Source organism: Candidatus Tisiphia endosymbiont of Oplodontha viridula, assembly GCF_964264865.1.
Classification (GTDB): Bacteria; Pseudomonadota; Alphaproteobacteria; order Rickettsiales; family Rickettsiaceae; genus Tisiphia.
This window is the reverse complement of sequence record NZ_OZ183486.1, coordinates 657936-682486: the sequence shown is the minus strand read 5'-3', so window position 1 is coordinate 682486 and position 24551 is coordinate 657936. Positions and strand designations below refer to the sequence as shown.

At 32.2% G+C, this 24551-nt stretch carries 20 protein-coding genes; 10 read left to right on the top strand and 10 right to left on the bottom strand.

The window, feature by feature from the left end; genetic code table 11:
* Window positions 1-13: 13 nt before the first annotated feature.
* The 4 genes from pheT to ACFEL1_RS03195 form a co-directional block, all read right to left on the bottom strand.
* On the bottom strand, window positions 14-2407 hold the full coding sequence (pheT, locus tag ACFEL1_RS03210) for a phenylalanine--tRNA ligase subunit beta (protein WP_375331433.1): 2394 nt from the start codon (window positions 2405-2407) through the stop codon (window positions 14-16).
* Window positions 2404-3453 carry a phenylalanine--tRNA ligase subunit alpha gene (gene pheS, locus ACFEL1_RS03205; RefSeq protein WP_342278298.1) on the bottom strand — a complete coding sequence of 350 codons (1050 nt, stop codon included), beginning with the start codon at window positions 3451-3453 and terminating at the stop codon, window positions 2404-2406. Before pheS ends, pheT begins: the two co-directional genes overlap by 4 nt.
* Before the next feature lie 118 nt (window positions 3454-3571).
* A complete protein-coding gene (locus tag ACFEL1_RS03200) occupies window positions 3572-3736 on the bottom strand; it encodes a palindromic element RPE1 domain-containing protein (protein ID WP_342278299.1) in 165 nt (54 codons plus the stop codon).
* Complete coding sequence (locus ACFEL1_RS03195; RefSeq protein ID WP_341761463.1) at window positions 3730-3876, bottom strand: hypothetical protein; 147 nt, start codon at window positions 3874-3876, stop codon at window positions 3730-3732. Before ACFEL1_RS03195 ends, ACFEL1_RS03200 begins: the two co-directional genes overlap by 7 nt.
* 23 nt (window positions 3877-3899) lie before the next feature.
* On the opposite strand from ACFEL1_RS03195, the gene ACFEL1_RS03190 reads away from it, so the two are divergent.
* From ACFEL1_RS03190 to ACFEL1_RS03170, 5 genes are all read left to right on the top strand, one after another.
* Window positions 3900-4493, top strand: coding sequence for an ankyrin repeat domain-containing protein (locus tag ACFEL1_RS03190; RefSeq protein WP_342278300.1), 594 nt, complete (start codon window positions 3900-3902; stop codon window positions 4491-4493).
* A gap of 1187 nt (window positions 4494-5680) precedes the next feature.
* Complete coding sequence (locus ACFEL1_RS03185; protein WP_375331432.1) at window positions 5681-6769, top strand: LptF/LptG family permease; 1089 nt, start codon at window positions 5681-5683, stop codon at window positions 6767-6769.
* Window positions 6770-6803: 34 nt separating this feature from the next.
* A complete protein-coding gene (locus ACFEL1_RS03180) occupies window positions 6804-7844 on the top strand; it encodes a rod shape-determining protein (protein WP_341751642.1) in 1041 nt (346 codons plus the stop codon).
* A 3-nt stretch (window positions 7845-7847) separates the two neighbouring features.
* On the top strand, window positions 7848-8684 hold the full coding sequence (gene mreC, locus ACFEL1_RS03175) for a rod shape-determining protein MreC (RefSeq protein WP_375331431.1): 837 nt from the start codon (window positions 7848-7850) through the stop codon (window positions 8682-8684).
* 165 nt (window positions 8685-8849) lie between these two features.
* Window positions 8850-9509, top strand: a complete 660-nt coding sequence (locus ACFEL1_RS03170; RefSeq protein ID WP_342279188.1) for a 7-carboxy-7-deazaguanine synthase QueE — start codon at window positions 8850-8852, stop codon at window positions 9507-9509.
* Between the two features lie 25 nt (window positions 9510-9534).
* Here ACFEL1_RS03170 and ACFEL1_RS03165 read toward each other — a convergent pair.
* Window positions 9535-10376 (bottom strand): IS5 family transposase gene (locus tag ACFEL1_RS03165; protein ID WP_342278303.1). Its coding sequence is split into 2 segments (ribosomal slippage): window positions 9535-10004 and window positions 10004-10376, totalling 843 coding nucleotides; the frame shifts between segments, so codons are not numbered across the junction.
* Between the two features lie 296 nt (window positions 10377-10672).
* Here ACFEL1_RS03165 and ACFEL1_RS03160 point away from each other — a divergent pair.
* Complete coding sequence (locus ACFEL1_RS03160; RefSeq protein WP_342278304.1) at window positions 10673-11227, top strand: helix-turn-helix domain-containing protein; 555 nt, start codon at window positions 10673-10675, stop codon at window positions 11225-11227.
* Window positions 11228-11419: 192 nt separating this feature from the next.
* Here the strand turns inward: ACFEL1_RS03160 and ACFEL1_RS03155 are convergent, their stop codons facing one another.
* Entirely contained in the window at window positions 11420-13669 is a 2250-nt protein-coding gene (locus tag ACFEL1_RS03155) for a tetratricopeptide repeat protein (protein WP_375331430.1), read from the bottom strand.
* A 149-nt stretch (window positions 13670-13818) separates the two neighbouring features.
* On the opposite strand from ACFEL1_RS03155, the gene ACFEL1_RS03150 reads away from it, so the two are divergent.
* Window positions 13819-14643, top strand: coding sequence for a DUF2608 domain-containing protein (locus ACFEL1_RS03150; RefSeq protein ID WP_375331429.1), 825 nt, complete (start codon window positions 13819-13821; stop codon window positions 14641-14643).
* Window positions 14644-14835: 192 nt separating this feature from the next.
* Here ACFEL1_RS03150 and ACFEL1_RS03145 read toward each other — a convergent pair whose 3' ends face one another.
* The 3 genes from ACFEL1_RS03145 to ACFEL1_RS03135 form a co-directional block, all read right to left on the bottom strand.
* Window positions 14836-15663 (bottom strand): DUF2608 domain-containing protein, encoded by an 828-nt coding sequence (locus ACFEL1_RS03145; protein WP_375331428.1) that lies wholly within the window; start codon window positions 15661-15663, stop codon window positions 14836-14838.
* 308 nt (window positions 15664-15971) lie between these two features.
* Entirely contained in the window at window positions 15972-18398 is a 2427-nt protein-coding gene (gene gyrB, locus ACFEL1_RS03140) for a DNA topoisomerase (ATP-hydrolyzing) subunit B (protein WP_375331427.1), read from the bottom strand.
* Between the two features lie 288 nt (window positions 18399-18686).
* Window positions 18687-19940: a hypothetical protein gene (locus ACFEL1_RS03135; protein WP_375331426.1), complete on the bottom strand. Its 1254-nt coding sequence runs from the start codon at window positions 19938-19940 to the stop codon at window positions 18687-18689.
* A 261-nt stretch (window positions 19941-20201) separates the two neighbouring features.
* On the opposite strand from ACFEL1_RS03135, the gene ACFEL1_RS03130 reads away from it, so the two are divergent.
* The 3 genes from ACFEL1_RS03130 to ACFEL1_RS03120 all read left to right on the top strand — a co-directional run bounded on the left by ACFEL1_RS03130 (window position 20202) and on the right by ACFEL1_RS03120 (window position 24069).
* A complete protein-coding gene (locus ACFEL1_RS03130; protein WP_375331425.1) occupies window positions 20202-21551 on the top strand; it encodes a TolC family outer membrane protein in 1350 nt (449 codons plus the stop codon).
* Window positions 21551-22090, top strand: coding sequence for a DUF2497 domain-containing protein (locus ACFEL1_RS03125; RefSeq protein WP_342278312.1), 540 nt, complete (start codon window positions 21551-21553; stop codon window positions 22088-22090). Before ACFEL1_RS03130 ends, ACFEL1_RS03125 begins: the two co-directional genes overlap by 1 nt.
* 380 nt (window positions 22091-22470) lie before the next feature.
* A complete protein-coding gene (locus ACFEL1_RS03120) occupies window positions 22471-24069 on the top strand; it encodes a palindromic element RPE1 domain-containing protein (protein WP_375331424.1) in 1599 nt (532 codons plus the stop codon).
* Here the strand turns inward: ACFEL1_RS03120 and rpiB are convergent.
* The gene (rpiB, locus tag ACFEL1_RS03115) at window positions 24066-24500 is read right to left on the bottom strand and encodes a ribose 5-phosphate isomerase B (RefSeq protein WP_375331423.1); all 435 of its coding nucleotides are present in this window, start codon (window positions 24498-24500) and stop codon (window positions 24066-24068) included. The two genes, ACFEL1_RS03120 and rpiB, sit on opposite strands and share 4 nt — an antisense overlap.
* Window positions 24501-24551: the final 51 nt, after the last annotated feature.

The window sequence follows — 24551 nt, the reverse complement described above, 5'->3', positions numbered from 1 at the left end:
TGAAAGTAGAAGTTTATTCTCTCAACTTACCTTGGAATTTCTCATAAACAATTGTAACAATTTCTTGACTTAATAAATTTAGGTCTGCTTCATTTAGTGTACGATCATCTGCTTGGAATTGTACTTTAATTGCCATTGATTTCTTACCTGATGGTAGTTTATCTCCTGAATAAATATCAAATATATCAACTGATTTTATTATTTTTTTATTAGAATTCTTTATATAAGTCATCATCTCGCCAACCGGCTGTTCTAGATCAACTACAAAAGCATAATCTCTAAAAGTTGGCTGGTAGTCGGAAACAATAAACTCATCTCTTTTAGCAAACTTTGCTTTAGCAAATGGTATATTGGCAATATTTATTTCAAAGGCAAATATCTCGCAATCAATATCAAAATGCTTTAATATAGATGGATGAATTTGTCCAAAATATGCTATGGCATTTTTACCAAGTTTTATAATACTTGATTTTGTCGGATGGTAATACGGTAACTCAGTTGGACAAAATTGGCTCTTATCAATCGATAAGCCAGTATAATTTAAAACATTTTCTAGGTCAGATTTAATATCAAAAACATCTACTAAGCGAGCTTCAGAATGACAATCTTTCACATGATATTGTCCACATCTTACTGCAGAAGCAAAAACTAACTCACCATCAGATTTACAAGAGTTAAAGATTGGTCCTATTTCCATCAAGGCAATTTCTCTAATTGATCTTGCTAAATTTTTTTGAACTAATTTAAGTAAATTTGCAATGAGGTTAGGTCGCATATAATTATTATCTACACTAATAGGATTTAGTAAAAATAATTCCTCTTTTATTGGAGCAAATATTGGAGCAAATAATTTTGCGACGTTACTATCCATGAATGAGTTTGTTACGACTTCATCATACCCGCAAGTGGCTAAAATTCTTTTAATATCAGAAATTCTTCTTTGCTCTTTAGGTATAATCCTTGTTAGTTGCATTTCTGGTAATTTAATCGAGTCTAACTTGTCATAACCATAAATACGAACAATTTCTTCAACAATATCTTCTTTGATTGCTATGTCATACCGCCAAGAAGGTATGGTAAGTTTTAGAGTGTCACCTATATCTACTATATCAAAGCCAAGTTTCTCTAAAATATTACAAATCTCTGTCTTATTTAAGCTCAGACCAGTTATTTTAGCTAGACAATCTACAGGGAATTCCACGAATCTTTGAACAAAGGAGATATCCCCATTATACACTATATCAGAAATTTTACCCCCACAAATAGATAAAATCATTTTACTTGCAATATTTAAGGCTTTTAAGGTAAATGCTTGATCAATATTACGTTCAAAACGATATCTAGAATCAGTATCAATCTGTAGAGATCTACCAGTTTTAGTAATATATTTAGCAGAAAAACACGCCGCTTCTAGCAAGACATTTTGTGTCTCAAGCTCACTTTTGCTACTATCACCTCCTATAATACCAGCAAGAGTAAGTACTTGCCTATCATCTTGAATTACCAAAGATCCTTCATCTAAATCATATTCTTTGCCATTCAAAGCTAGAAATTTAGTTTTTTCTTTAAGTAGTGTAATTTGCAGCTTATCTGATAATTTACTTCTATCGTAAGCATGCATTGGTTGCCCGAAACTATACGATATATAGTTAGTGACGTCCACTAGGGCTGAAACCGGTTTTAGCCCAATATTTTGCAATAATTGCTTTAACCAATCAGGGCTTGTCTTGTTTTGTAAATTTCTTATTTCCCGAAAGCAGAATAATGGACATGCTTCTTTATTTTCTATCTCTAAAGCCAAAATAGATTTAAATTCTCCGGCAATTGATGGTACTTCTAATTCTTTAAGCGTACCAATACCCTTGCTAGCTAGGTCTCTAGCTATACCATAGACGCCAAGAGCATCACCACGATTTGGGGTAACGTTAATGTCAAAAACTGGGTCATCATACCCATAATATTGTATAAATGGCTCTCCTATCTTAGCATCGGGCATCAGTTCTATTATACCATCAGAATTAGTACCCACTAATAGTTCTGCTTCAGAACATAACATTCCGCAACTTTTTTCCCCTCGTATTACCGACTCTTTAATTTTAAATTTACCATTAGGGATTTCACAACCTATTTTTGCCAGTACTACTTTAATATTTTCCCTAGCATTACTTGCTCCGCAAACTATCTGTAAAATACCTTCGCTAGTTTGAACGTCACATATTTTTAGCTTGTCCGCCGATGGGTGAGGTTTAGTAGCTAGTATATGAGCTACTTCAAAATCCTTTAGTTCCGTCCTTCTGTCTATTATTTCTTCTACTTCAAGGCCAAGCATAGTTAAACATTCAGCAATTTCCTCAACAGATCTCTCGGTATCTAGGAATTTTTTTAACCAAGATAAAGTAAATTTCATCTTGTTAATCCTCCAGCTAGACTTGGCAAGTCAAAAGCAGAGAAGTTATAGTGTTTTAACCATCTTATATCTCCTTCAAAAAATTGTCTGAGATCCTTGATACCGTATTTTAACATAGCAAAACGCTCAACACCTAGACCAAAGGCAAAGCCTTGATAGAGATCACTATCTATATTAACATTTTTAAGAACATTTGGATGAACCATACCACAACCAAGTACCTCAAGCCATTTATTGCTACCCTGCATCTTAATATCCACTTCTGCTGATGGCTCAGTAAACGGGAAAAAACTTGGTCTAAAACGTATGTCAATATTTGTTTGTTCAAAGAAATCTTTGATAAATTCAGTGATAACATATTTTAAATGTCCCATATTGATATTTTCATCGATCACTAAACCCTCAATCTGATGGAACATTGGTGTATGTGTCATATCGGAATCAGACCTATAAGTTCTACCAGGAGCAATAAACCTAAAAGGCGGTTTACCATTTTGCATCGTCCTGATTTGTATCGGTGAAGTATGAGTACGTAACAATAGGGGATGTTCTGCCTCTTTTGCCTTTAGATAGAAAGTATCGTGCATCTGCCTTGCGGGGTGATCTTCATAAAAATTTAGGGCAGTAAAATTATACCAATCATTTTCAATAGTTGAACCATACTCAATTGTTAACCCAAATTTTGCAAATATTTGAATTAATTCTTCGGTAGCTTGGGTAATGGGGTGTATGCTCCCCTTCTTATACTGCCGGGTTGGAATTGTTAAATCTGTCTTCTCTTCAGCAAATCGTTTATTTAATTCAATTTCCTCCAAGGCTGCTTGTTTTGCTTCTAGCAAATTACTAATCTGTTCTTTAAGCAGATTAACTGCCTCGCCTAACTTTTTGCGATCATTTTGCTCAAGACTACCAAGCTTTCTCATTTCTTGATTAAGTAAGCTTTGTTTCCCAAGAAACTCCACCCTAATTTGTTGCAACTCTGATAGAGCTTGAGTTGATTCTATTCTGCTTTGTGCAGATTTTAATATTTGGTTTAGATGATTCATAACAAGTTAATAATAATATCGAGCCATAAATATTAGACTAAATTTTATTATATCTCTAGATTAATTAGAAGCAAATGTCAATAACATGTTATTGCAGGGTTGCCTCTTGTTTATGTTATTACATAATAGACTTCTTTCGAAACTCTACTTCTGCTGGTGATTTGTACGTCGATGCGGTACTCGAATCCTCACGTACATTAGAGTACGCTGCGGTTCTGCGTTCCGCGTCTCCTTCAAATCCCTCAGCATAAGCGAGTTTCGAAAGAAGTCTAATGCTTAGCATTTTGGTGCTACTTTTGAGAATTTTGTTATGCTCATGGCATCATAATGTCCAAAATTTAAGGTTTTACGATTCTCGCTAGACCACGATTTACAAATGTGATAAAACCCTTGATTTTTTATTAATATTCCTATATAATTCATAGAACTAACTTAATATTATATTTATGCCTGACACACAACGATTATCAGAATCTGAAAACGAAAGCTTTGTTAGCTTAATTCGTAATAAAAACCTCAATGCTCTTGAAAAATTTATTAATTCTAAAGGATCGATTGATACGAATCAATCGGGGCTTGATACGGCTGGCCAATCCTTTTTGCAAGTGGCTGTTATATATGGTTCATATGAGATTTTAGAGCTATTACTCCAAAAGTGTTATTATGACTTAAAGTATCAAGATACAAATGGTAATACTGTTTATCATTATGCGGCAGGTTTAAATAAAAATAATGAATTGGCTCTACTGTACAGACACGACCAAAAATCTGCTCTTATACCTAATAAAGAAAATATTACCCCGTGCTATATTACTAAAGCTCGTGGTAATGATATTGGATGCAAATTACTTTCAGATCCCGTTGCACCTTTAACAATCATAGGCAAGCTTGCTGTAATTAATTTGTATGGAAATGTTAACAGTCTGGACATTCCTAAAACAATTATCGATGAGATTAATGCAGTACCGCAAGAGAGTAATACTTTGCAATACTCACTCAATATTACAGGAGATGTAACATTTCCTATTCCTGAGGTTTAAATGGAGATAAAAAACTATATGACTAGTTGTAGCAGCTCGCTTTTATAGGTAACAAGTAACTCAAATTAAATGACTTTATTAAAAATACAGTCTAGCTCGATTTAATTGACTCTCAAAATTTCTTGGCTCACATTATAATTGGTTCTATATTTTCCTTCGGCTCACTTTATTTGACCCTAATTACTCCCACAATACTTATGAATTTAACTTTAGAAAATAATAATCTTATAATTATTTCGTAGTTTATACAGCTAGATGATTAGATAAAAATGCTCGTTATTTTTATAATAAAAATCACATTGAACTTTTGTATCAAATGTAATATACTGCTAGTAAATGAAGAGTTGATAGACGATAGAATCAAAATCATGATAGTAGCGGGAATTACCAAGTTGAGGTGCTAGGTGTACATCTAACAATTAGCCTTAAGTTTTTATTGACAAGAAAAACAGGAGAAGTCAAGGGATTTGAGTAAAGTGATTACTATAGTTATCCTAAAAAAATCTAACCATATAGGTTATTGTAATAGATCAAATATAATACTTTAATTTAAATAATATTAAAATTATTTAAATTAATTAATGTTATTTAGCAATAAAACATTGATTAACACTTACTCGTAAATGTCAATAAAAACTTAAGGCTAATTGTTAGGTGTACATATAGTACGTGAACACCGCTAGAATCTTGGATAATGACGACGCAATTCTTGATTTTCATCGAGTATATTGACCTCAATTCGATGTAAGACATCGGTTTAATAGCCTAGGGTGGTCACATAAGCGTCAACTTAAGAGCGTAATGATTGAGCATGTATAAGTAAATCAAACCTAAACGTCATTGCGAGAAGCCGCTGCAAGCGGCGACGCGGCAATCTAAGATACGCGAAGCGTTACTCTAAAAAACAGCTTCGCTGTTTATCTAGATCGCCACGGCATCTAACGATGCCTCGTGATGACGGCTGTGTTTAATTTGTTTATACCTGTTCAATCATTACGCTCTTAAGTTGACGTCTATGAGGGTGGTCATCCCTGTACCTTCGGATGTTACCCCTGCTAGGTAGAGGTCTAAGAAAATAGCATAGAAAGTATGTTATATAGTTTTAGACCCTTGCACAAGGGATGACATCATCCCTAATGGCGATGATTACTTGAGCCTATTATACGGTCACCAATTTTTATTTTTAAATGATTAATTTTAAAACTCTTTCAATTTACCTACTCAGGCTATATTGTGGCTATTTCATCGGTATATTGCTTCTGATTATCGGGGTTTTAATTCTTTCAAATATCTTTGACCTTTTGCAAAAATTTAAAGCTGTATATATTCCAACACATTTTTTTTGGAAACTTGTATTATATAAAATACCTTATTTAGTTAATGAAGTAGCTTCTCTTCTTAGCTTCATTGCGATGTTATTTTTTCTAAAAAGACTAACTAAACATAATGAACTAATAACTATTTTATGCAATGGTATACATATTTGGAGGGTTATTGCTGTTCCAGTTTTTGCAGCGGTGATTTTTGGTATAATACTAATAACTATATGTAACCCTATTGGTACATTTGGTTTACAAAAATATGAATCTTTAGAAGCAAAATTAAGTAAAAAGACATCTAATAATTTTATAATATCAAAATCTGGTTTACTATTTATTGAGAATTATCAAGGCAATAAAAGAATTATTCAGGCTGGGTCTATTGATGTAGTGAACAATAAGTTAAATAAGATTATTATATTATTTTTAGATGACAAAAATAATTTCTTAAAAAGAATTGATGGGGAATATGCTATTTTAGTTGATAATAATTTAAAACTAACTTCTGTAAAAATTTCGGATAACTATAATGTCAAACAATATGAGCATTTTACCGTTTCAACAAATTTATCAATAAGTAACTTACTAAATAGTTTTATAAATCCTGAGATGATTGCTATTTGGGATTTACCAGATATAATTAAACATTTAGTAGAATTTGGTTTACCAATAACTAACTATCAAGTTTATTTCTATAAACAGTTATTTAAGCCTATAATTATGGCTACCACAGTGATTTTAGCAGCCTGCTTTTTTAGTCTCAAGCAACGTGATAATTCTCAAGAAAAAATCTTAGTAATTGGCTTATTTCTAGGTTTTATTATTTATTTCCTATTAGAGATTTTGTTTAAAATACTCGCATATAATGCAACCCCCCCTTTCTTAGCTATTTTATTGCCAAATATATGTATATTATTTTTCAGTAATTTTGTTATTATGCATTCTAAAGAAACCTGATGCGTTAAAATGATTTGATTTTGGAGAAATAAAAATGTTAACAAACTTTTTCAGGAAATTTGTATGTGATATGGCCATAGATCTTGGTACGGCTAATACTTTAGTGTATGTCAAAGGCAAAGGAATCGTACTTAACGAACCTTCTGTAGTTGCATTGATTAAAGTGGACGGAGCATTTAAGCCATACGCATTTGGTCAGGAAGCAAAAAATATGTTAGGACGTACCCCAACAGACATTGAAGCAAAAAGACCACTAAAAGATGGTGTTATAGCCGACTTTAAGGGAGCTGAAGAAATGATAAAATATTTCATCAGAACAGTACATAATCGTAGATCATTTACTGGTCCAATGATTATAATTTGTGTACCCTCAGGTTCTACACCAGTTGAGCGTAGAGCTATTCAAGAAGCAGCAGAGAGTGCAGGAGGTAGAGATGTATACCTTATAGAAGAACCTATGGCAGCAGCAATTGGTGCTGGCTTACCAGTAACAGAAGCAACTGGTTCAATGATTGTTGATGTAGGCGGAGGAACAACAGAAGTAGCAGTCCTATCATTAGGTGGTATTGTGTATGCTAGATCAGTACGGGTAGGTGGCGATAAAATGGATGAGTCTATTATTTCTTATATTAGAAGGCATTATAATTTACTAATCGGTGAAGCTACAGCAGAAAAAATCAAAAAGCAGATTGGGGCTGCTTACGTAGATGATAGTTTAGAACCAAGAGTAATGGAAATTAAAGGACGGGATTTAATCCATGGTATCCCTAAAGAAATGCTACTAAACGAAAGACAAATTGCTGACAGTCTAATTGAACCAATTAGTCAAATTGTAGAAGCAGTAAAAGTGGCGTTGGAATGCACTCCTCCAGAGCTTTCATCCGATATTGTAGATACGGGAATTGTTATGACTGGTGGTGGGGCATTACTCCGAAACTTAGATCATGTCCTAAAAGAAGCAACTAAACTGCCGGTAATTATTGCTGATCAAGCACTATCATGCGTAGCTCTTGGTACGGGAAAAGTACTAGAAGATTTTCAAAAATTTAAGCATGTGTTATTTAAACAAGATTAACCAATGGCATTACTTGCAAACAGAATAAAGCGTTCTAGTAAAATAGTAGAGTTTGCTAGATTTATACTTGTTACTTTGAGACGTGTTTTCGTTTTATTTTTTGTTATCGCCTCACTTTACTTATTTATTGCTGCTCCAAAAAGATTTTCTTCTATTTCTCTTGAAGTCGTTGGACATGTTATTTTTTGTGGATTGCTAATTCATGAAAACATATTTAAGCAAATTAATTTAATAACCCAAAATTTTATTTATTTACGAGACTTAGCAAGAGAAAATATCGAACTACAATTAGAAGTGGCAAGACTAAGAAAGTTACATAGTAATATATATTTGATCCAATCTGAGAATAAAGAACTAAAAAAACTACTATCAGTTGTAGAAGAAGAACAATATAACTATGTCAGTGCTAAATTACTAAGTGTTTCATTAAACCCCTTCAGTAAAACTGCTTTAGTGTCAGCTGGAGTGAGACATGGTGTGGAAGTTGATCAGATAGTTACCAACAGTGAAGGATTAGTTGGGCGAGTAATACAAGTAAGCAACAATTACTCTAAAATAATTTTAGTTAATGATGTAAACTCTCGAATCCCGATCACTACCGTATCTTCAAAAGAAAAAGGCATCATGAGCGGTTATGGTAATGGTAGCAAAATACTCTATTTACCAAAAACTCATCTTGTCCAAAAAGGCGAAAAAGTTATAACATCTGGTTATGGTAATATTTATCCTTACGGCATAACGGTAGGTTACGTAAAAAAAGCAAATGCAGAAAAGGTTCTTGTAAAGCCTGTAGTTGACTTATCAAAAACTGAGTTTGTCAGTATATTGTTTCCTCAATGAATCTAATAATCGGCTTTTATACTGCTATGATTTCAAGAGTTGATAGACGAAGAGGTCAATTTCAAGAAGAGCTAGGCAGTAGCAAAGTCGAGTAGCTAGGCGTACATGAGTAACGGAGCAGCTGAAATCTTTAGACACAACGACCTTATTCTACCTGAGTATATTATGTTTGGACAAAATCCTAAAAGACCAGCCATATTTAATGATGGAACTAGTCTAGAAATTAAGAGTATTTTTAAGACTATTCAGGGAGAAGGTCCTTTTATAGGTATGCCTGCTGTTTTTATTAGGCTTGGTGGATGCAATCTTGCTTGTAATTTCTGTGATACAGACTTTGAAGATTTTAATATGTTAACCATTAACAATATTATCGAAGAAGTTGAAAAACTTACGATTAATATCAAATTAGTGGTTATAACTGGTGGTGAGCCTTTTCGTCAACCTATAGAATTATTGTGCTATAAATTAGTAGATTTGGACTATATGGTGCAAATTGAAACTAATGGCACATTATATCGTAATCTTCCAGATAAAGTCCATATAGTTTGTTCACCAAAAGCTGGGAAAAATGGTTATGCACTATTGAGAGATGACTTACTATCTCATATTAATGCCCTAAAATTTTTGGTGGCTAAAAATATACCCAAATACTCTAACATACCAGAAGTAGGACAAAGCAAGTATAATATACCAGTATTTATTCAGCCTATGGATCAAAATAATCTGTTGCTAAATAAAGAAAATGAACGGTTAGCTATTGATTTGGCCATTAAGTATGGTCATCGCCTTTCCTTACAAACTCATAAGATTTTGGGTATTGAGTGATTATATATTAGAGCTTGTCCGCAAACTAAGTAATAGAAGTAATTCTACGAAGAAGTAATCGACTCATAGTCAAAAAAATTATATTTTCACTAGAATCAGTAAGAAAATCATATTCCTTGGAGAGCCTTCTATTTCTATTTATCCAAGCAAAGCTTCTCTCAACAACCCATCGCCTTGGCTGTACTTTAAACCCAACTTCCCTTGTTGGCAATAGTTCTAGTGGTGTATTTTTTGGTATCCAAAATCTGCACACTGGGCGTTTAACAATTTCTAAATCTATGTTATACTTTTCCTTAATGAGACCCTTTAAATCTTTAGACTGATACCCCATATCAGCCCACATTTGTTTAATAGTAGTGTACTCTTTTTGCATGTTACTGAGTAGCACTGTAGCTCCGTATCGATCATTCTCATTCGCAGAACCGACATAACAACCTAACACAAAGCCTTGTGTATCGGTAATAATATGCCTCTTTCTGCCCTTAATTTTCTTAGCTCCATCATAACCTTTAGCTCCACTTTTTCTGTTGTCTTGACAGACTGACTATCTATTATGCAAGCACTAGGATACTCATTTCTACCTAATTTTCTTCTAACATCCTTGATAAGTTCATGGTTCATACGTTCAAATACACCTTGCTTCTTCCATCTTCTAAATTGTTCATATACTGTCTTCCAAATTGGAAAGTCATGCGGCATATATCTCCACTGACACCCAGTACGTAATACATAAAAAATTGCATTCAAAATCTCTCTTTTGCTATGTTTTAAAGGTCTACCTCCCTTTACATACGATACTTGAAACAAACCCTCTATCCTTAACCATTCTTCATCTGTTAAATCTGTTGGATAATTTTTTCTGCTCATTCTTCTATACTTCTTACTAATAATACTTTGTTCACTTCATTATACCTTAATTTTAGTTTGAGGACAAGCTCTAAAAGGTACTAGAATTAATAAAGTGAGGATAAGTGTATTGACATCTGATATATATAAAATTTTAAGAATACACATATAAGGAATACAAATTAGTATTCCATACATACCATAATACCTAAAATCTAATATAAGCTTAATTTGTTCCATATATTATTCGCTCCCATATTGATGTTTATTTACATATTTCTTTGCTCTTACTGAGAATCCACCGGAATTGATTGTATATGAATGTTCCTGAAAACATAAAAAACTTTTTAAAAATAAAACTTAAAGATAAAAATTTAAAAAGAAAAGACTTTGTAAGAGATAGTGGTCTCCCTTCTTCAACATTAGGTAATATTAATAAAGCTGGATATTATCGTCCTACACTCAAAACTATTATCACTATTGCAAACTACTTTGAATGTTCTATGGATGAAGTTGTTGGCAGAAATATGAACTCTTCTTTAAACATAGGAAATTGTAAATTTCAAATGAGTGATTCAGAAAGCATCAGTATTAATCTAAAAAATTTTCTTACTGCAAAACTAAAAAAACTAAATTTAAATTTCTATAAATTAGCTAGATATCTTGGATTTAATGAGCATATTATTTCTGATTTGATAAAAGATAACTCTTCTCAAAAAACCTTAGGTAGTGCAATTACCATAGCTCTAGCCGATTATTTCCAAGTATCACTAGATGAAATGGTTGGTAGAATTGTGCCTACTAAAAATACTGATAATGGTAAATCTTCTGAACAAAGCTCTAATAGTGATCCTGATATGAATAATTTATAGCAATTGCTTTTTTAATACATATTACTAACCATCATACCCTAAAACTAAACATTTAGTGAAGTTACAGGAAATAAGATATAACTTTACAATCATAATTGGGGTAAGGCTAAAAATAGCAACCCATCCTTAGTAAGTTGTTTAAAACCTGATCCTTAGTCCTAGGCCTATATAAATCATACAGCTTAGATCCCCTTAATGATTTTTGGCCCACAAATCCATGTTATATTGTTTGCAATATTCAAACATATCAATTGTATTAGGGTGGTGTATGCCAAACTCCTTAATTTGCGGTTTACCAAAAAATTTATAATTATATATATCTTTTGATTTACAGGCGGCTTTTGCCCCTTTGTTATATAATTCACTTACTTGAGCAACATTTTTACTTCTATCTCCATATAAATAATGATATATAACAAACGCTTTTTTATAAGATTCTATAGCTTGCTTAAGCTGATCTTGAGCAAACAAACTATCACCTTGTACTACATAACTAGCTGCTAAGCTAGGATTTTTAGAATAATTTGTTTTTTCCGGATTGTTGTTTTCATCTGCTAAAAATATGGGAATAGCTTTATTAATGTATTCAGAAGCTTTATCTATTTTACCTAAACCTAATTCACTTCTTGCCATTTCTATATAAATATCTGCAAATATTTCATTATCTTCATTCTTTATGGGCTTATGTATATAATATAACTGTTGAGCTTGAGCATAAGCTTCTTGATATCTACCAAGGGAATTCAATATCTTTGTTCTAGGCATATAAGCTCCAGTAAAGTATGGGTCATTAATATGCGATCCATTTTTTATAAATAGTTCGATAATTTTATCTTCACCCTCTAAAGCTTCCTTATATTTGCCTTGCATATTAAATAATGCACTTTTTAAAGAATATATTATAGATAGATCAGCTTCTTGTATTGTTCTTTGTTTTACTAATTTTTCTATCTTTTTAAGAAATTCTTCAGCAAGTTTTATCTCTCCTAAAAACATATAAGATCCAGATATATGAGATATAAAATTAAATTTGAGAGAATAACTAGATTCATCATCATCAAGTTTACCTAAAATCTTTAATGATTTAATAAGATAAGAAATCGCTGTTTCAAAATTTCTTAATATTATTTTATTATACACTCCTATTGCTCCTAAATATCTAGCGTAATAAAATTTTTGATATTCAGACATTTGCCACAATTTAAATTTTTTGTTTTTATCTTTCCAACTAAACCAATCAACCATTTGTTGTGCTTTATTATTATTGTAAATGTTTATATATAGAGACAATAATTCACTTCTTAAGGTAAGTATTGCATATATGTTAATATTATATTTCTCAGAATTTGTGAGAATAATTTCTAGGTTTTCTAGTACAGTTTGAGCACTTCTCCACAAATATCCTGAGTGAGTTCCTTTCGCCTTAGGTAGCTTAGCAATAATATTTTCTAAATATATTTTATTATTATTGCCATTTAGTTCCATTATTTTATTGCTGACTATGTCATGCATTTCAAAAATAGGGTTATTCTCGCTAGCATTAATATTACTAATTAGCATAAACTTGGATAATTGATATATATCATCATCAAGGGTATCTTTATTATCAGTAATGATGGTAAGCAGCTGTTTTGAAAAAGCTTGGTTATTTAGTAAAGCTATTTTATTAAGTAACTTTGCTGCACTAAAGGGTAATTGTTGAACAGCCATACTAATATTCGTTGCTATTTTATCAGTTGATTGATAAATTTTCTTTTTATATTCTTCTTTATCTAGACCTTTAATTTTGTTAAGTAATTGAGTTCCTTGCACTATCAATATTGGATAACCACTAAAAGATTGTGTTAAAAATTCGATATTATTGTTATTTTTATTGTCTAATAAGTTATTAGCTAAAGCTACAATAGTAGGGTGATCGAGTAGTGGCATGGCTATAATGTTATGTAACTTTTCATTATCTTGCGAGCAAAACACTACATGACCATTATGTTCCCAATCGATTAAATCTTGTACTTTTTTATTTTCATTAACTTTTAAATTATCAAACACCAATAACCATTTAGTAGTAGTTAAATATGATATTATTTCTTTTTTTGTTAAAGTAACTTCTTCAGATATATTAGTTCGTTTAACCATATTGAGTTGTTTGGCTAATTTCACAAATTGTTCATCAAAATCAAGGTTACAATCAAAAAACCAAATAAGATCATAATTATTTTTATTCTCATAACCATACATCCTAATCAGTTGAGTTTTACCTATACCGCTAGTACCCACTATACTTGCTTGTCTATATTTATTTAAATATTCATCAAGAATTCTAAGTTGTTGCTCATGATTGACAAAATAACTAACTGGAGTGATTAAATTAGATACTTGTTCTTGAGCAAAAGTTCTAGTATTAATGATTAATAATATGATTGATATTAGAAAATTTTTCATATAATGAAACTGTTGAAAAATAAATTATGCCCTAACGGTACGTATAAAACATATTATTACGAATAATTATAAAGAATAAGCAAAAATAACTCAACTTAAGTTTGAATATTAATAATAATCATCATTAAAAATATGAATAGAGAATTTTTATGAGAAAAATTTTAATAATTCTAATTTTGCAATTTATCGTAATAGAAGCATTTGCAAGTATTGAAAGAATAAAGCTACATTCTTTTGATAATTTAGTTGATCAAATTAAAAATGACACAATAAAAGGTAAAGATGTGCTAATTGTATTTGATATTGATGGAGTTATTCTTTGTCCTAAGGACAGCTATTTAAGCCATAATAATCGTGAAGTACGTCATAAATTTCTTGATGACATTGAAAAATCACAAGGTCTAGCTCAGAGAAAAAATATATATGCACTTATTGCTGCTCAGATGGAATATAAGCTAATTGAACCAAGCTTAATGAAACACTTTTGGTTTCTAAAGTTCAATGGTTACAACGTTATTGCCTTAACATCAATGGGACCAAATAATCCATATTTTGATCAGGAACAAGATCGTGTTGATATGCTTAAAGATAAAGGATTATTGTTTAATAAAAGATATCACGGTCAAATAAAAATTGATAAACAAAAAAGACCCCAGCCAAAAACCATTGAGGGAGTTATTTTTGCAAGAGGATATGAAAAGGGATTAGTTCTCAAGGCATACCTTGATCAACAACATACTGCCTATAGCAAGATAGTGGTGATAGACGATAAACCTCAAAATTTAGATTCTATTGAAAAACACCTAAAAAATCAGATTGGTAAAATAGTGCTAGTAGAATATAGCTATGATAAATTTGTAAAACAAAAATTTACAAACAATATTTCTACTTTGCAGCAAAATTTTCTTAAAACTCAATCTATTTGGTTAAGTGATAAACAAGCCTCAGTTTTATTACAAATGAGGAATAAATAAAGCCAAAGTTGAATAATGTAAAGAAAAATTAGGTTAAATGTGAATTGTAAAATTAGCCTTTGTGAACATTTCTAAGTAGGAGCAAAAAAGTGTAATTTTCGGACAAAAAATCACTATCAGAGGACATAAATATTGTACAAAATGCCTTGAGTAAGAGAGAGGTGGTTAACTAGAATTGAAATTTGATCCCTTTTAATCAGAATTTCGGATGGATCTCATCTTCAGTCGAGCTTGTGCCTCATCGTCACTCAGCCATATATGCTCTTGGGATAATACTTGAAACTGTTTATCTGCTATATCCTGATTTAATACCTCATTTTTATCTTTGAGTTCAGTATAATGAATACCTAGATAATTAATTTGAGGATATTTATCTTTAAGTACATTTTGCACTGAAATTAGATTTTTTAAGTGGTCATCGACAAAAATGATATTTTTGTAATTTTTATTTAATTGCTCCAAGAAACCTAAAAGCACTTTCCCTTTATCTGTTTTGTTCGTGAATATAACACGAGAGATACATTTAGGAAAGTCCTCCTTTAATAAATCACCATTATCTTTAAAATGATATCCAAGAGACTTTAAGCGTGATAAATGAAGTTGTGCTTCATTCTGAACGATACCATAGTTCCCACTGCTGTTGGCCGTAAACCCAACAATAGTCATTTTTTGAGCATCAAGTTCGTTAACAAAATTTGGCATGTCTGGAGAAAGCAATTCAACCTTAATAGAAGACAAAATCTGACTAGTTAAATACTCAGCCATCGGTACTTTACGCCCATTAAGTGCAATCTCTTTTCCTTGGAAATCTTTAAAGATGGCTTTGAGGTGTTTTGAGCGATAATTGTCTTTTTCGCCCACATATCTCAACACGCTATCCCGTGGGACAAACAGCACATAATCGAGGTCAAATAAAATAAGAGTGTTTTCGCCATCAAATTGAGAAGTATATGTTTTAATCTCGTTAACCGAAGATGCTTGTACAATTTGAGCATTTGCTTCAAAAGCAAAAAAGCCCATGAACACCATGAATGCAATCTTGATATACTCAAATAATTTGAAGAATTGGAGCGTAAAACAAGAGGCGAGCGGACTAGGCGTAGTAAACCATTGTTTGTACGCGAATTCTCCGCAAGTATTTGCAAAAGCCAATTCTTTAAAGCAGAAGAGTATACCCAATTTAATTTGGTTCAAGTAATTTTTCATCGTTACACAACCTATCTTGATGATGTCTATTTTTAGTCACCATTTGGATGAATGGTATCCCAATACATTTCTACTTCTTGCTATAAAAACTTAGTTAACCTTTAAGGGAGTGCCTATGAGTTTTAAACATCTAAATTAACTACATTCAAAGCATTTGCTTGAATGAATTGTCTTCTAGGTTCAACAATATCTCCCATTAATGTTGAAAAAATCACCTCGGCACTATCTTGTTCATGTACTTTAACTTGCAGTAAAGTTCTTTTTTGTGGATCTAATGTTGTCTCTCCTAACTGATCAGAATTCATCTCTCCAAGACCTTTAAAACGTTGAATAGATATACCTTTTTTACCATGTTCTAATATATAATTCAGCAAGATACTAGGTAACGTAATCATAAATTCCTGATTTTTGATCAACAACTTTGCTTGTCCAATAAATAAATTTACAAGTGGGGTAAATGCTTTAGCTAGCTGAATAAATTCAAAAGACTCAAGCTGTTCTTTTGATAAAATTTTACTTTCTTTTACCCCCCGAACAAAACGAAAAAATTCTATATTATTTGCGTTAACTATAAACTGCCAGTCTGTCTTATCAGGTGTGATATCACCAAGATTTAAAATATTTAAAGCCTGATTTATTTCATTCGTTTTATTTTCATCAAATATTTGATTACCTAATAAACCTTTTATAGCTAGACATTCTGCAATTTGCCTATTAAATTTTTTGCTTACTTGGTCAAGTAACGTAGTGAACCTAATAACCGCCTTTATTACCCCCTCAAGATCATTACCAATGATCTCTGCTCCATTATACAACATAATTGTTGCATCACTAATAGTAGATTTGACTAAATAATCTTGCAGAGCTTGTTCATTTTTTAAATAAAGTTCGTTATTACCTTTTTTTACTTTATATAAAGGCGGCTGAGCTATATATAGATATCCTTTATCAATTAATTGACGCATATGCCGGTAAAAGAAAGTAAGTAATAAGGTTCTGATGTGCGAACCATCAACATCAGCATCAGTCATAATAATTATTTTATGATATCTTAACTTCTCCAAAGAAAACTCTTCATTACCAATAGCAGTGCCAAGAGCTGTTATTAGAGTCCCTACTTGCTCAGAGTTTAACATTTTATCAAATCTAGCTCTTTCAACGTTTAAGATTTTACCTCGCAGTGGTAAAATTGCTTGAAATTTCCTATCTCTACCCTGCTTTGCTGTACCACCGGCAGAATCTCCTTCCACAATAAATAACTCTGAAAGAGCAGGGTCTTTCTCTTGACAATCAGCAAGTTTTCCAGGTAAGTTAGAAATTTCGAGAGCCGATTTCCGACGAGTTAATTCCCTTGCTCTTTTTGCTGCTTCTCTAGCAGTTGCAGCTTCAATAATTTTATTAATAATTATTTTTGCGTCACTAGGATGTTCTTCAAACCATTCCAAAATCTTAGTATATACGGCACTTTCTACGATAGGTCGAACTTCAGAACTAACTAATTTATCTTTAGTTTGTGAAGAAAACTTAGGGTCTGGTACTTTTACTGATAAAATACATGAGAGACCTTCTCTCGTATCATCACCAGTGAAATTTACTTTATTTTTTTTGTTAAGCTGAGTATTCTCAATATAAGTTGTGACAACTCTAGTAAGAGCGGCTTTAAAGGCAATAAGGTGCGTACCACCATCACGCTGCCTTATATTATTGGTAAAACATAAAATATTTTCATGATATGAATCATTCCAATTCATAGCTAGTTCGAAAGTAATCCCTGTTGCTTGGTTATTGGTATTGAGTGCTATACATTTATGTAATGAGGTTTTGGCTCTATCAACATACTTGACATAAGCTTCTACACCACCAGTGAAGCAGAATTCTACTTCCTGTTGTTCAGAAAAACGATGATCCTTTAATAATATCCTTACACCGGAATTTAAAAAGGCTAGTTCTCTAAGCCTATGCTCTACAGTAGCAAAATTAAATTCAATCGTACTAAAAGTTGTAACAGATGGAAGAAAAGTAATTTCAGTACCATTCTTCTCTGATGAATCTCCTTTCAGTAACAATGGTACTTCAGTAGCACCATCTCTGAATTTTATAAAATACTCCTTATTAGCCCGCCAAATTTTAAGTTCTAACCATTCTGACAGAGCATTTACCACAGATACACCAACACCATGTAATCCACCAGATATTTTATAAGAATTCTGATCAAACTTGCCTCCAGCATGCAGTTGAGTCATAATAACCTCGGCTGCTGATATACCTTCTTCATGAATATCAACAGGTATCCCACGTCCATTATCACGCACTGTTACAGATCCGTTTGCATTTAGTATTATTTCAATTAAGTTACAATAACCAGCTAAAGCTTCATCGATTGCGTTATCAACAACCTCATAAATCATATGATGTAATCCTGAACCATCGTCAGTATCACCAATATACATACCGGGTCTTTTTTTTACTGCCTCAAGACCTTTTAAAACTTTGATGGAGTCAGCTCCATATTCTAATTCTGCTATTGATTGTTGTTGATTAGTTGACATATTATAACTGCTCGTAAATGAAGAGTTGGGTAGACGAAGGTCAACTTCAAGAAGAGCTAGGAGTGTCAAAGTCGAGCAGCGGAGCGTACATTAGTACGTGAGCAGCGAAGATCTTTAGACACGACGACGCCAATTCTTGAAGTTCACCGAGTATACATAAAATGAAAGATAAAGAATAACTATACACCAAAATTACAGCAAGTGTATAGTTTTCAAGTAGTTTACCCCAATTTTGGATAAGAATTAGTTAATTCTTATCCCTAATTCGCGTGTAGTTTGTTAAAAATGTTACCTTTTTCGTACTACACCTTGGTTTTTACTACTACTATTTTCAAGGACTACTTTCATAGCATTTCCTACTTGTAGCAGTTCAGGTAACGATTCTAGCGGGGTTCTTAACGATGTAAGGTTTTTCAAAAAATATGCTGGTAGAATATTTTTTGTCTTATCCTTAACTAAATTCGCAAAAGATGTGGTGATTTTTTCCCTGTCAGGTATTAATTTGACTGTTTCTTGTATTTTTGACTTAATAATCAATATATTTTTGGCTGCTTTTTGGCAATATCCTAACTTCTCAAGAATGCTTTTATTGGGATCTAATGCAGCAATAAGGTTTTCTTTTATGTGAGATAATTCGGTTTCAATTGATTTTTTTAGATATTTTCCTTGATTAGGTATATTTCCAAGGATTTTAGTCATACCTTTACGTAGAAGGTCAACACCTCCCATTATATCATCCTTAGTATGAGGGATTTCTTCAGATAAGTCAATAAGTTTTTTAAAAGATTTTTTTTCTTTTGGATCTTGTACAACCAATTTATTAATTTTCTTCAAAGAGTCAATATCTAGCCCTAATTCTGCTACAGCTACAGGTGACACCCCTGCTATTTCTGTGATTTCAACAATCTGCGTAGCTTTGGAATATTTTTCTTTAAGGTTTGTACTTTTTTCTATTTCGGTTCGTTTTTCTCTAACTATTTCTAGTTTTTCTTGCCAATTCTCTACTGTCTTAGTTAGATTTTCAGTACTGAGAAAAGATTTTACTGAGTCTAATAAGCCACTTCCCTTGAGTATTAAACCAACTACAGGCATTTGTACAGCTATTATACCAACTAATAAATTACCTAAATAATCAACTATATCTTTTGACGCTCCAGGATACAAGTTATCTAGTTTATTTTGAAACTCCAAAATACTTTCAAGAACTTTTATTATTAGCTCAATGAAAGCATCTTCAAAGAATAATATCTCTTCCTTTACCTGTTGCTGTTCATCAATGTACTTTTCTAATTCATCTAAAGAATTACCTACTGTTTCTCTGAATGATTCAGCTATTTCTCGTTCCCTTTGTTGATCTTCTGAATCTAGAAATATGTTATATATACAGTCAACTCTTTTTTTAATAGCTCTTAAGTTCCTAGGAAACGTTTTGAGTGTTTTCATAGAATCAAACTTTAACTGTTCTATAGCACTAGCAATAGAAGCATTTGATAAGATAGTGGGTAAAGCGACTTTTGAAAGGAAAGAGTATATGTTAGGCATAATAGATAATTGAATTATATTAAAATTTTTAAATTATTACTCAAAATAATACAAATAAAAACTACACTTTAAAACTGTTATATTGCTCTGACAGTTAGTTTTTGATATGTTATAGCTACTTGATTTGATCTGATTAAATATTTTTTAGCTATACGTGCTAGCTTTATCACAACAAATCAAGTTTTAGATCAAGAATACCTTTAACTTCTTGCATAAGCTAGCAAAATTTTTTAACATAAACATATTTTTAGAAAACCAATTATGCATAAATTCCTATACTTCGCCGTTATCATTTTACTAAACTATTCAGTTTATGCTGTTAACTTATCTGATGCTCTAACTAGTGCGTATAATAATAATGGTGAGTTACAAATCAATAGGCAGATTTTTTTAAATGAAATTGAACAGTTCTCTGCAGCTTTTTCAGGTTTTATGCCCAGTGCGTCTTATAATATTGATTCTGCTATTAATACGAATAAACCGAATAGTCAATATGCTACTTCTACTAAAAAAGAGCTGAAATCACAACAGGGAGCTTTAGTAATAGAGCAGCCTATATTTAGTGGTGGGAGTAGTGTTGCAACTTTGAAAGCCGCCCAATCAGCTTTTAGGGCATCACGTGCTAAATATTATGCAGAAGAACAAAAAATTCTTCTTAACCTAATAAAAACTTATCTCGATTGTTATGAAACAAAAGAAAAATATGAGATTTCTGAAATTAGTGTAAAAGCTAACAAACAGCAATTAGAAACCATTGAAGAAAAACTAAAATTAGGTGAGGCAACATCAATAGATTTAGCTAGTGCCAAAGCTGGTCTTGCAAAAGCTGAAACTGAGAAGTTAACAGCATATGCTAATTATCAAGCAACAAAAGCAAGCTTTATTCGAATGTTCGGTATAGAAGCAAGTGATATTGATATGCCTCCTATACCTGATAACTTACCTACTTCATTAGAGGATTTAATGCAAAGAGCGATAAATGTTAATCCTAACATAGATAGTACAAGACATAGTGTTAAAAGTCATAAAGCTAGTGAACTGGCAGCAAAAGCTGAACTTTTACCCAAGGTAAGCTTTAAAGTTCAATCTGGTAAAACCCATTACACTCCAGAAAGCCTATCTAATACCAATAATAGAAGTACTACATCTGCATTATCAGTTAATATACCTATTTATTCTCACGGGGGTAGCGAATATTCAAGAATTAGGAAAGCTAAAAATAGTACTAGGAGTGCAGCTATTCAACTTGATGATACAATAAAACAAATTAGGGCAAGTGCTATTGGTAGTTGGGAAGGATTTGAAGCAGCAAAGTCTAAAATTATTGCCACATCACAAGGTGTAGAAGCTGCTCAAATAGCTTACGATGGGACAATACAAGAAGAAATTGTTGGTTCTAAAACAATCTTAGACGTTTTAACTGCTGAAGAAAAATTACATAGTGCTAGGGTGTCAAAAGTTGATGCACACAGAGACTCTATTTTAGCAGCTTACCAAATGAAATCTTTAATTGGGGAATTGACAGCAAAAAGCTTAAAATTGAAAGTTAAATATTTTATTCCTGAAGATGAGTTTAAAGGACTCAAGAAGAAACTTATTATAGGTTTTTAATGAGTAAAGATCATAAAAAAAAACAAGATATGTCAGTTGAAGAGATATTGAAATCAATTAAAGGAATGATTGATAGTCGTGGTATAGTCAATTCAGCAGGATTGGGTAGCAAGAGAGATGGAGCGACGCCTATATGCAATAGGCGAGCGATCGAAGACGACGCTACCGACTTCTCCTCAATTGACTATAGTAATCAATCTAACGATGATGAAATACTAGAATTGACAAATATAGTAGGGGATGAGGCAAATAAGTTAGAAAATAATAGGCATAGTGAACTAGAAGAGGAACTATTGCAGACATCCTTGGTATCCGATAAATCTGCAGCAGAAACTACTAAGATTTTCCAGCATTTCTCGAAAACAGCTCAGGAGATTAGTACAAATGCTTCGAACCCTACGGTCAAAACATTAGAGGATATAATTATTGAAATGTTACGACCACAATTGAGTCAATGGTTAAATAAAAACTTACCTTTATTAGTAAAACAATTGGTAGAAAAAGAAATTCAAAAATTAATACCAAATGATAAAAAATGACTTAGTGGAGGATATCATTTGTGTTAGTCTTATTTTAACAGGGTAATTTAAAAGTCGGGCTATAAGCTTTGATAAATAGGGGATAGAGTTCTTAATACACCTTCGGTGTTATTCCCGCGTAGGCATTGCCAACATAACTGTTGAAAGTTAAAAGATCGTCATTGCGAGCGAACGTACGTGAGCGTGGCAATCCATAAAGCTTGTCATATAGATTGCTTCGTCGACCTACGGTCTCCTCGCTAATAGACGATCTTTTAACTTTCAACAGTTGTGGGGATGTTACTTAGGCTATTTATCGTTTTTGATTACTTAGGTTCTTATATCATGATTTAAAGATATAAGAACCTAGTATAATAAATTTAACGTGAGAATAATTATAAATGTACTGTAACATGGAGAGTAAGGAGATTATCTTAGGTAACAAATTTTTTATAGTCCTAATAACTATCTTTTTGTTTATGGATAAGGCTGATGCTGCTCCACCACCTTTTCCCCCAGCATTGCCACAATTAGAAAGTGATAAAATGAATCAACAGAAAGAAGAGGCAGATTCTTTGCTGGGAAAAATACAGCAATTTATGCATTCTAAGAAAATTGATAATGAAGTATCAGGATCAAGCAAACCAGCATCCACACCACAAGATACTAATAATGAAGAAGGTGAAACAGATTCCTTCATTGATTTAGGGAATAATAAATTACCAACCTTAGAAAATACAAAAGAATTGGATCAATTAGATAAACATCTGTACCAAAAAATTGATTTAGATACGCCTAGTAAGAATGACAGTAATACCAACAAAGATTCTCCTACTCTTCCAACAACTGAGGTTAAAGATGCTGTGCCTATTAAGCCACTTGATTCATCTGCTCAGTCTAAACCTCAAATAGATATTCCGAGTAGTAATAAGTCTGAGTCACAAGCTACTGTACCTTCTGTAACTATACCTGATAAAGAGAAAGATCCAGTAATATTGCAGCAGTCAAGTAATGAAGATAATAAAGAAGTGGTTGCTCCTAATCTAGATATATTGCCTTCTTCGCAAGAAAAAAAGCCTGCTTCACCGCAAGTAACTGCTCCTATCGTACCAATAGTATCACCTAAGGAAAATACTGAATCTAAAGTGACTAAGCCTCAAACTCTTATCCCAGTATTTGTAAAAAAGGATAAGCAACTAGATGACTCTAGTAAAACTGCCCTAGAAAAAGATACCATAGAGAGAGATAGGAATGTAATCAAAGAAGTGCAAGAAGTAAATAAGTATCAACCTCATCAATCTGCAATCACAAAAGATAAAGCTAGCACCATCAAAGAAACATCGCCTAAAATAACTGAATTTGTACAAGATGAAGCACAAATGTTACTTTTACCAAATGATGATGTAGTATTGGGAGAGCTTACAGAAGAGGCAAGATTAGAGCAAATGGATATGTATTCATTTATTCAAATGTTTAAGAAAATTTATGATAGTGACAATAGAAAGCAGCAAAGAAAGATGATAGATAATTTTATTAGATTTCTTTCGAAACTCGCTTATGCTGAGGGATTTGAAGGAGACGCGGAACCTCGACCCGCAGCGTACTCTAATGTACGTGAGGATTCGAGTACCGCATCGACGTACAAATCACCAGCAGAAGTAGAGTTTCGAAAGAAGTCTATTGATAATTATGATAGTGATTTCCATACTACTATAGTAAGTGATGCAACGGATAGAGCATTTGAGGCAGTTAGAAAAAATAATTTATTTGTTCTTAGGGTTCTTTTGGATAATTATCCAATCATCCAAAGAAGGGGGAATGATAATTATACTCTTTTACATGAAGCTGCAGAAACTAATAATTACTATATAGCAAAATTGTTAATTATGCGTGGTATAAACATTAAGGCTACTAATTATCATTGTAGAACGGCATTGGACATCTCTGATGAACAAAATAATAATGTGGGCTGTTTGATAATGAAAGCAACAGCAAATTAGTTTATTTTTGCTAATCTAGCACTATGTCTTCCACCTTCAAATTTAGTCGTTAAAAATTTATCGATCATTTTACAAGCTAGTTCCTCATTGGGTATTTTAGCTCCTAACACTATTATATTAGCATCATTATGCGCCCTTGATCTTTCTGCCATAAATAAGTCAAAACATAAAGCTGCCCTTATTTCAGACGTACGATTTGTGGCAATTGACATACCTATGCCAGTTCCACAAATTAAAATTCCCAAAGGAGCTACATTTTCTAAAATCCCATCAACAACTTTTTTAGAATAATCTGGATAATCCACTATTTCTTGATTGTAAGTACCACAATCAAGAATAGATATATTTTTATCGTGTAAATAACTGATAATTTTACTCTTGAGTAGAAATCCGGAGTGATCACTGGCTATTATAAGATCGTAAGTTTTCATAATTACTTAATTTTGATAAAAAAATACTAGACTTGATTCTATATTAAAGTT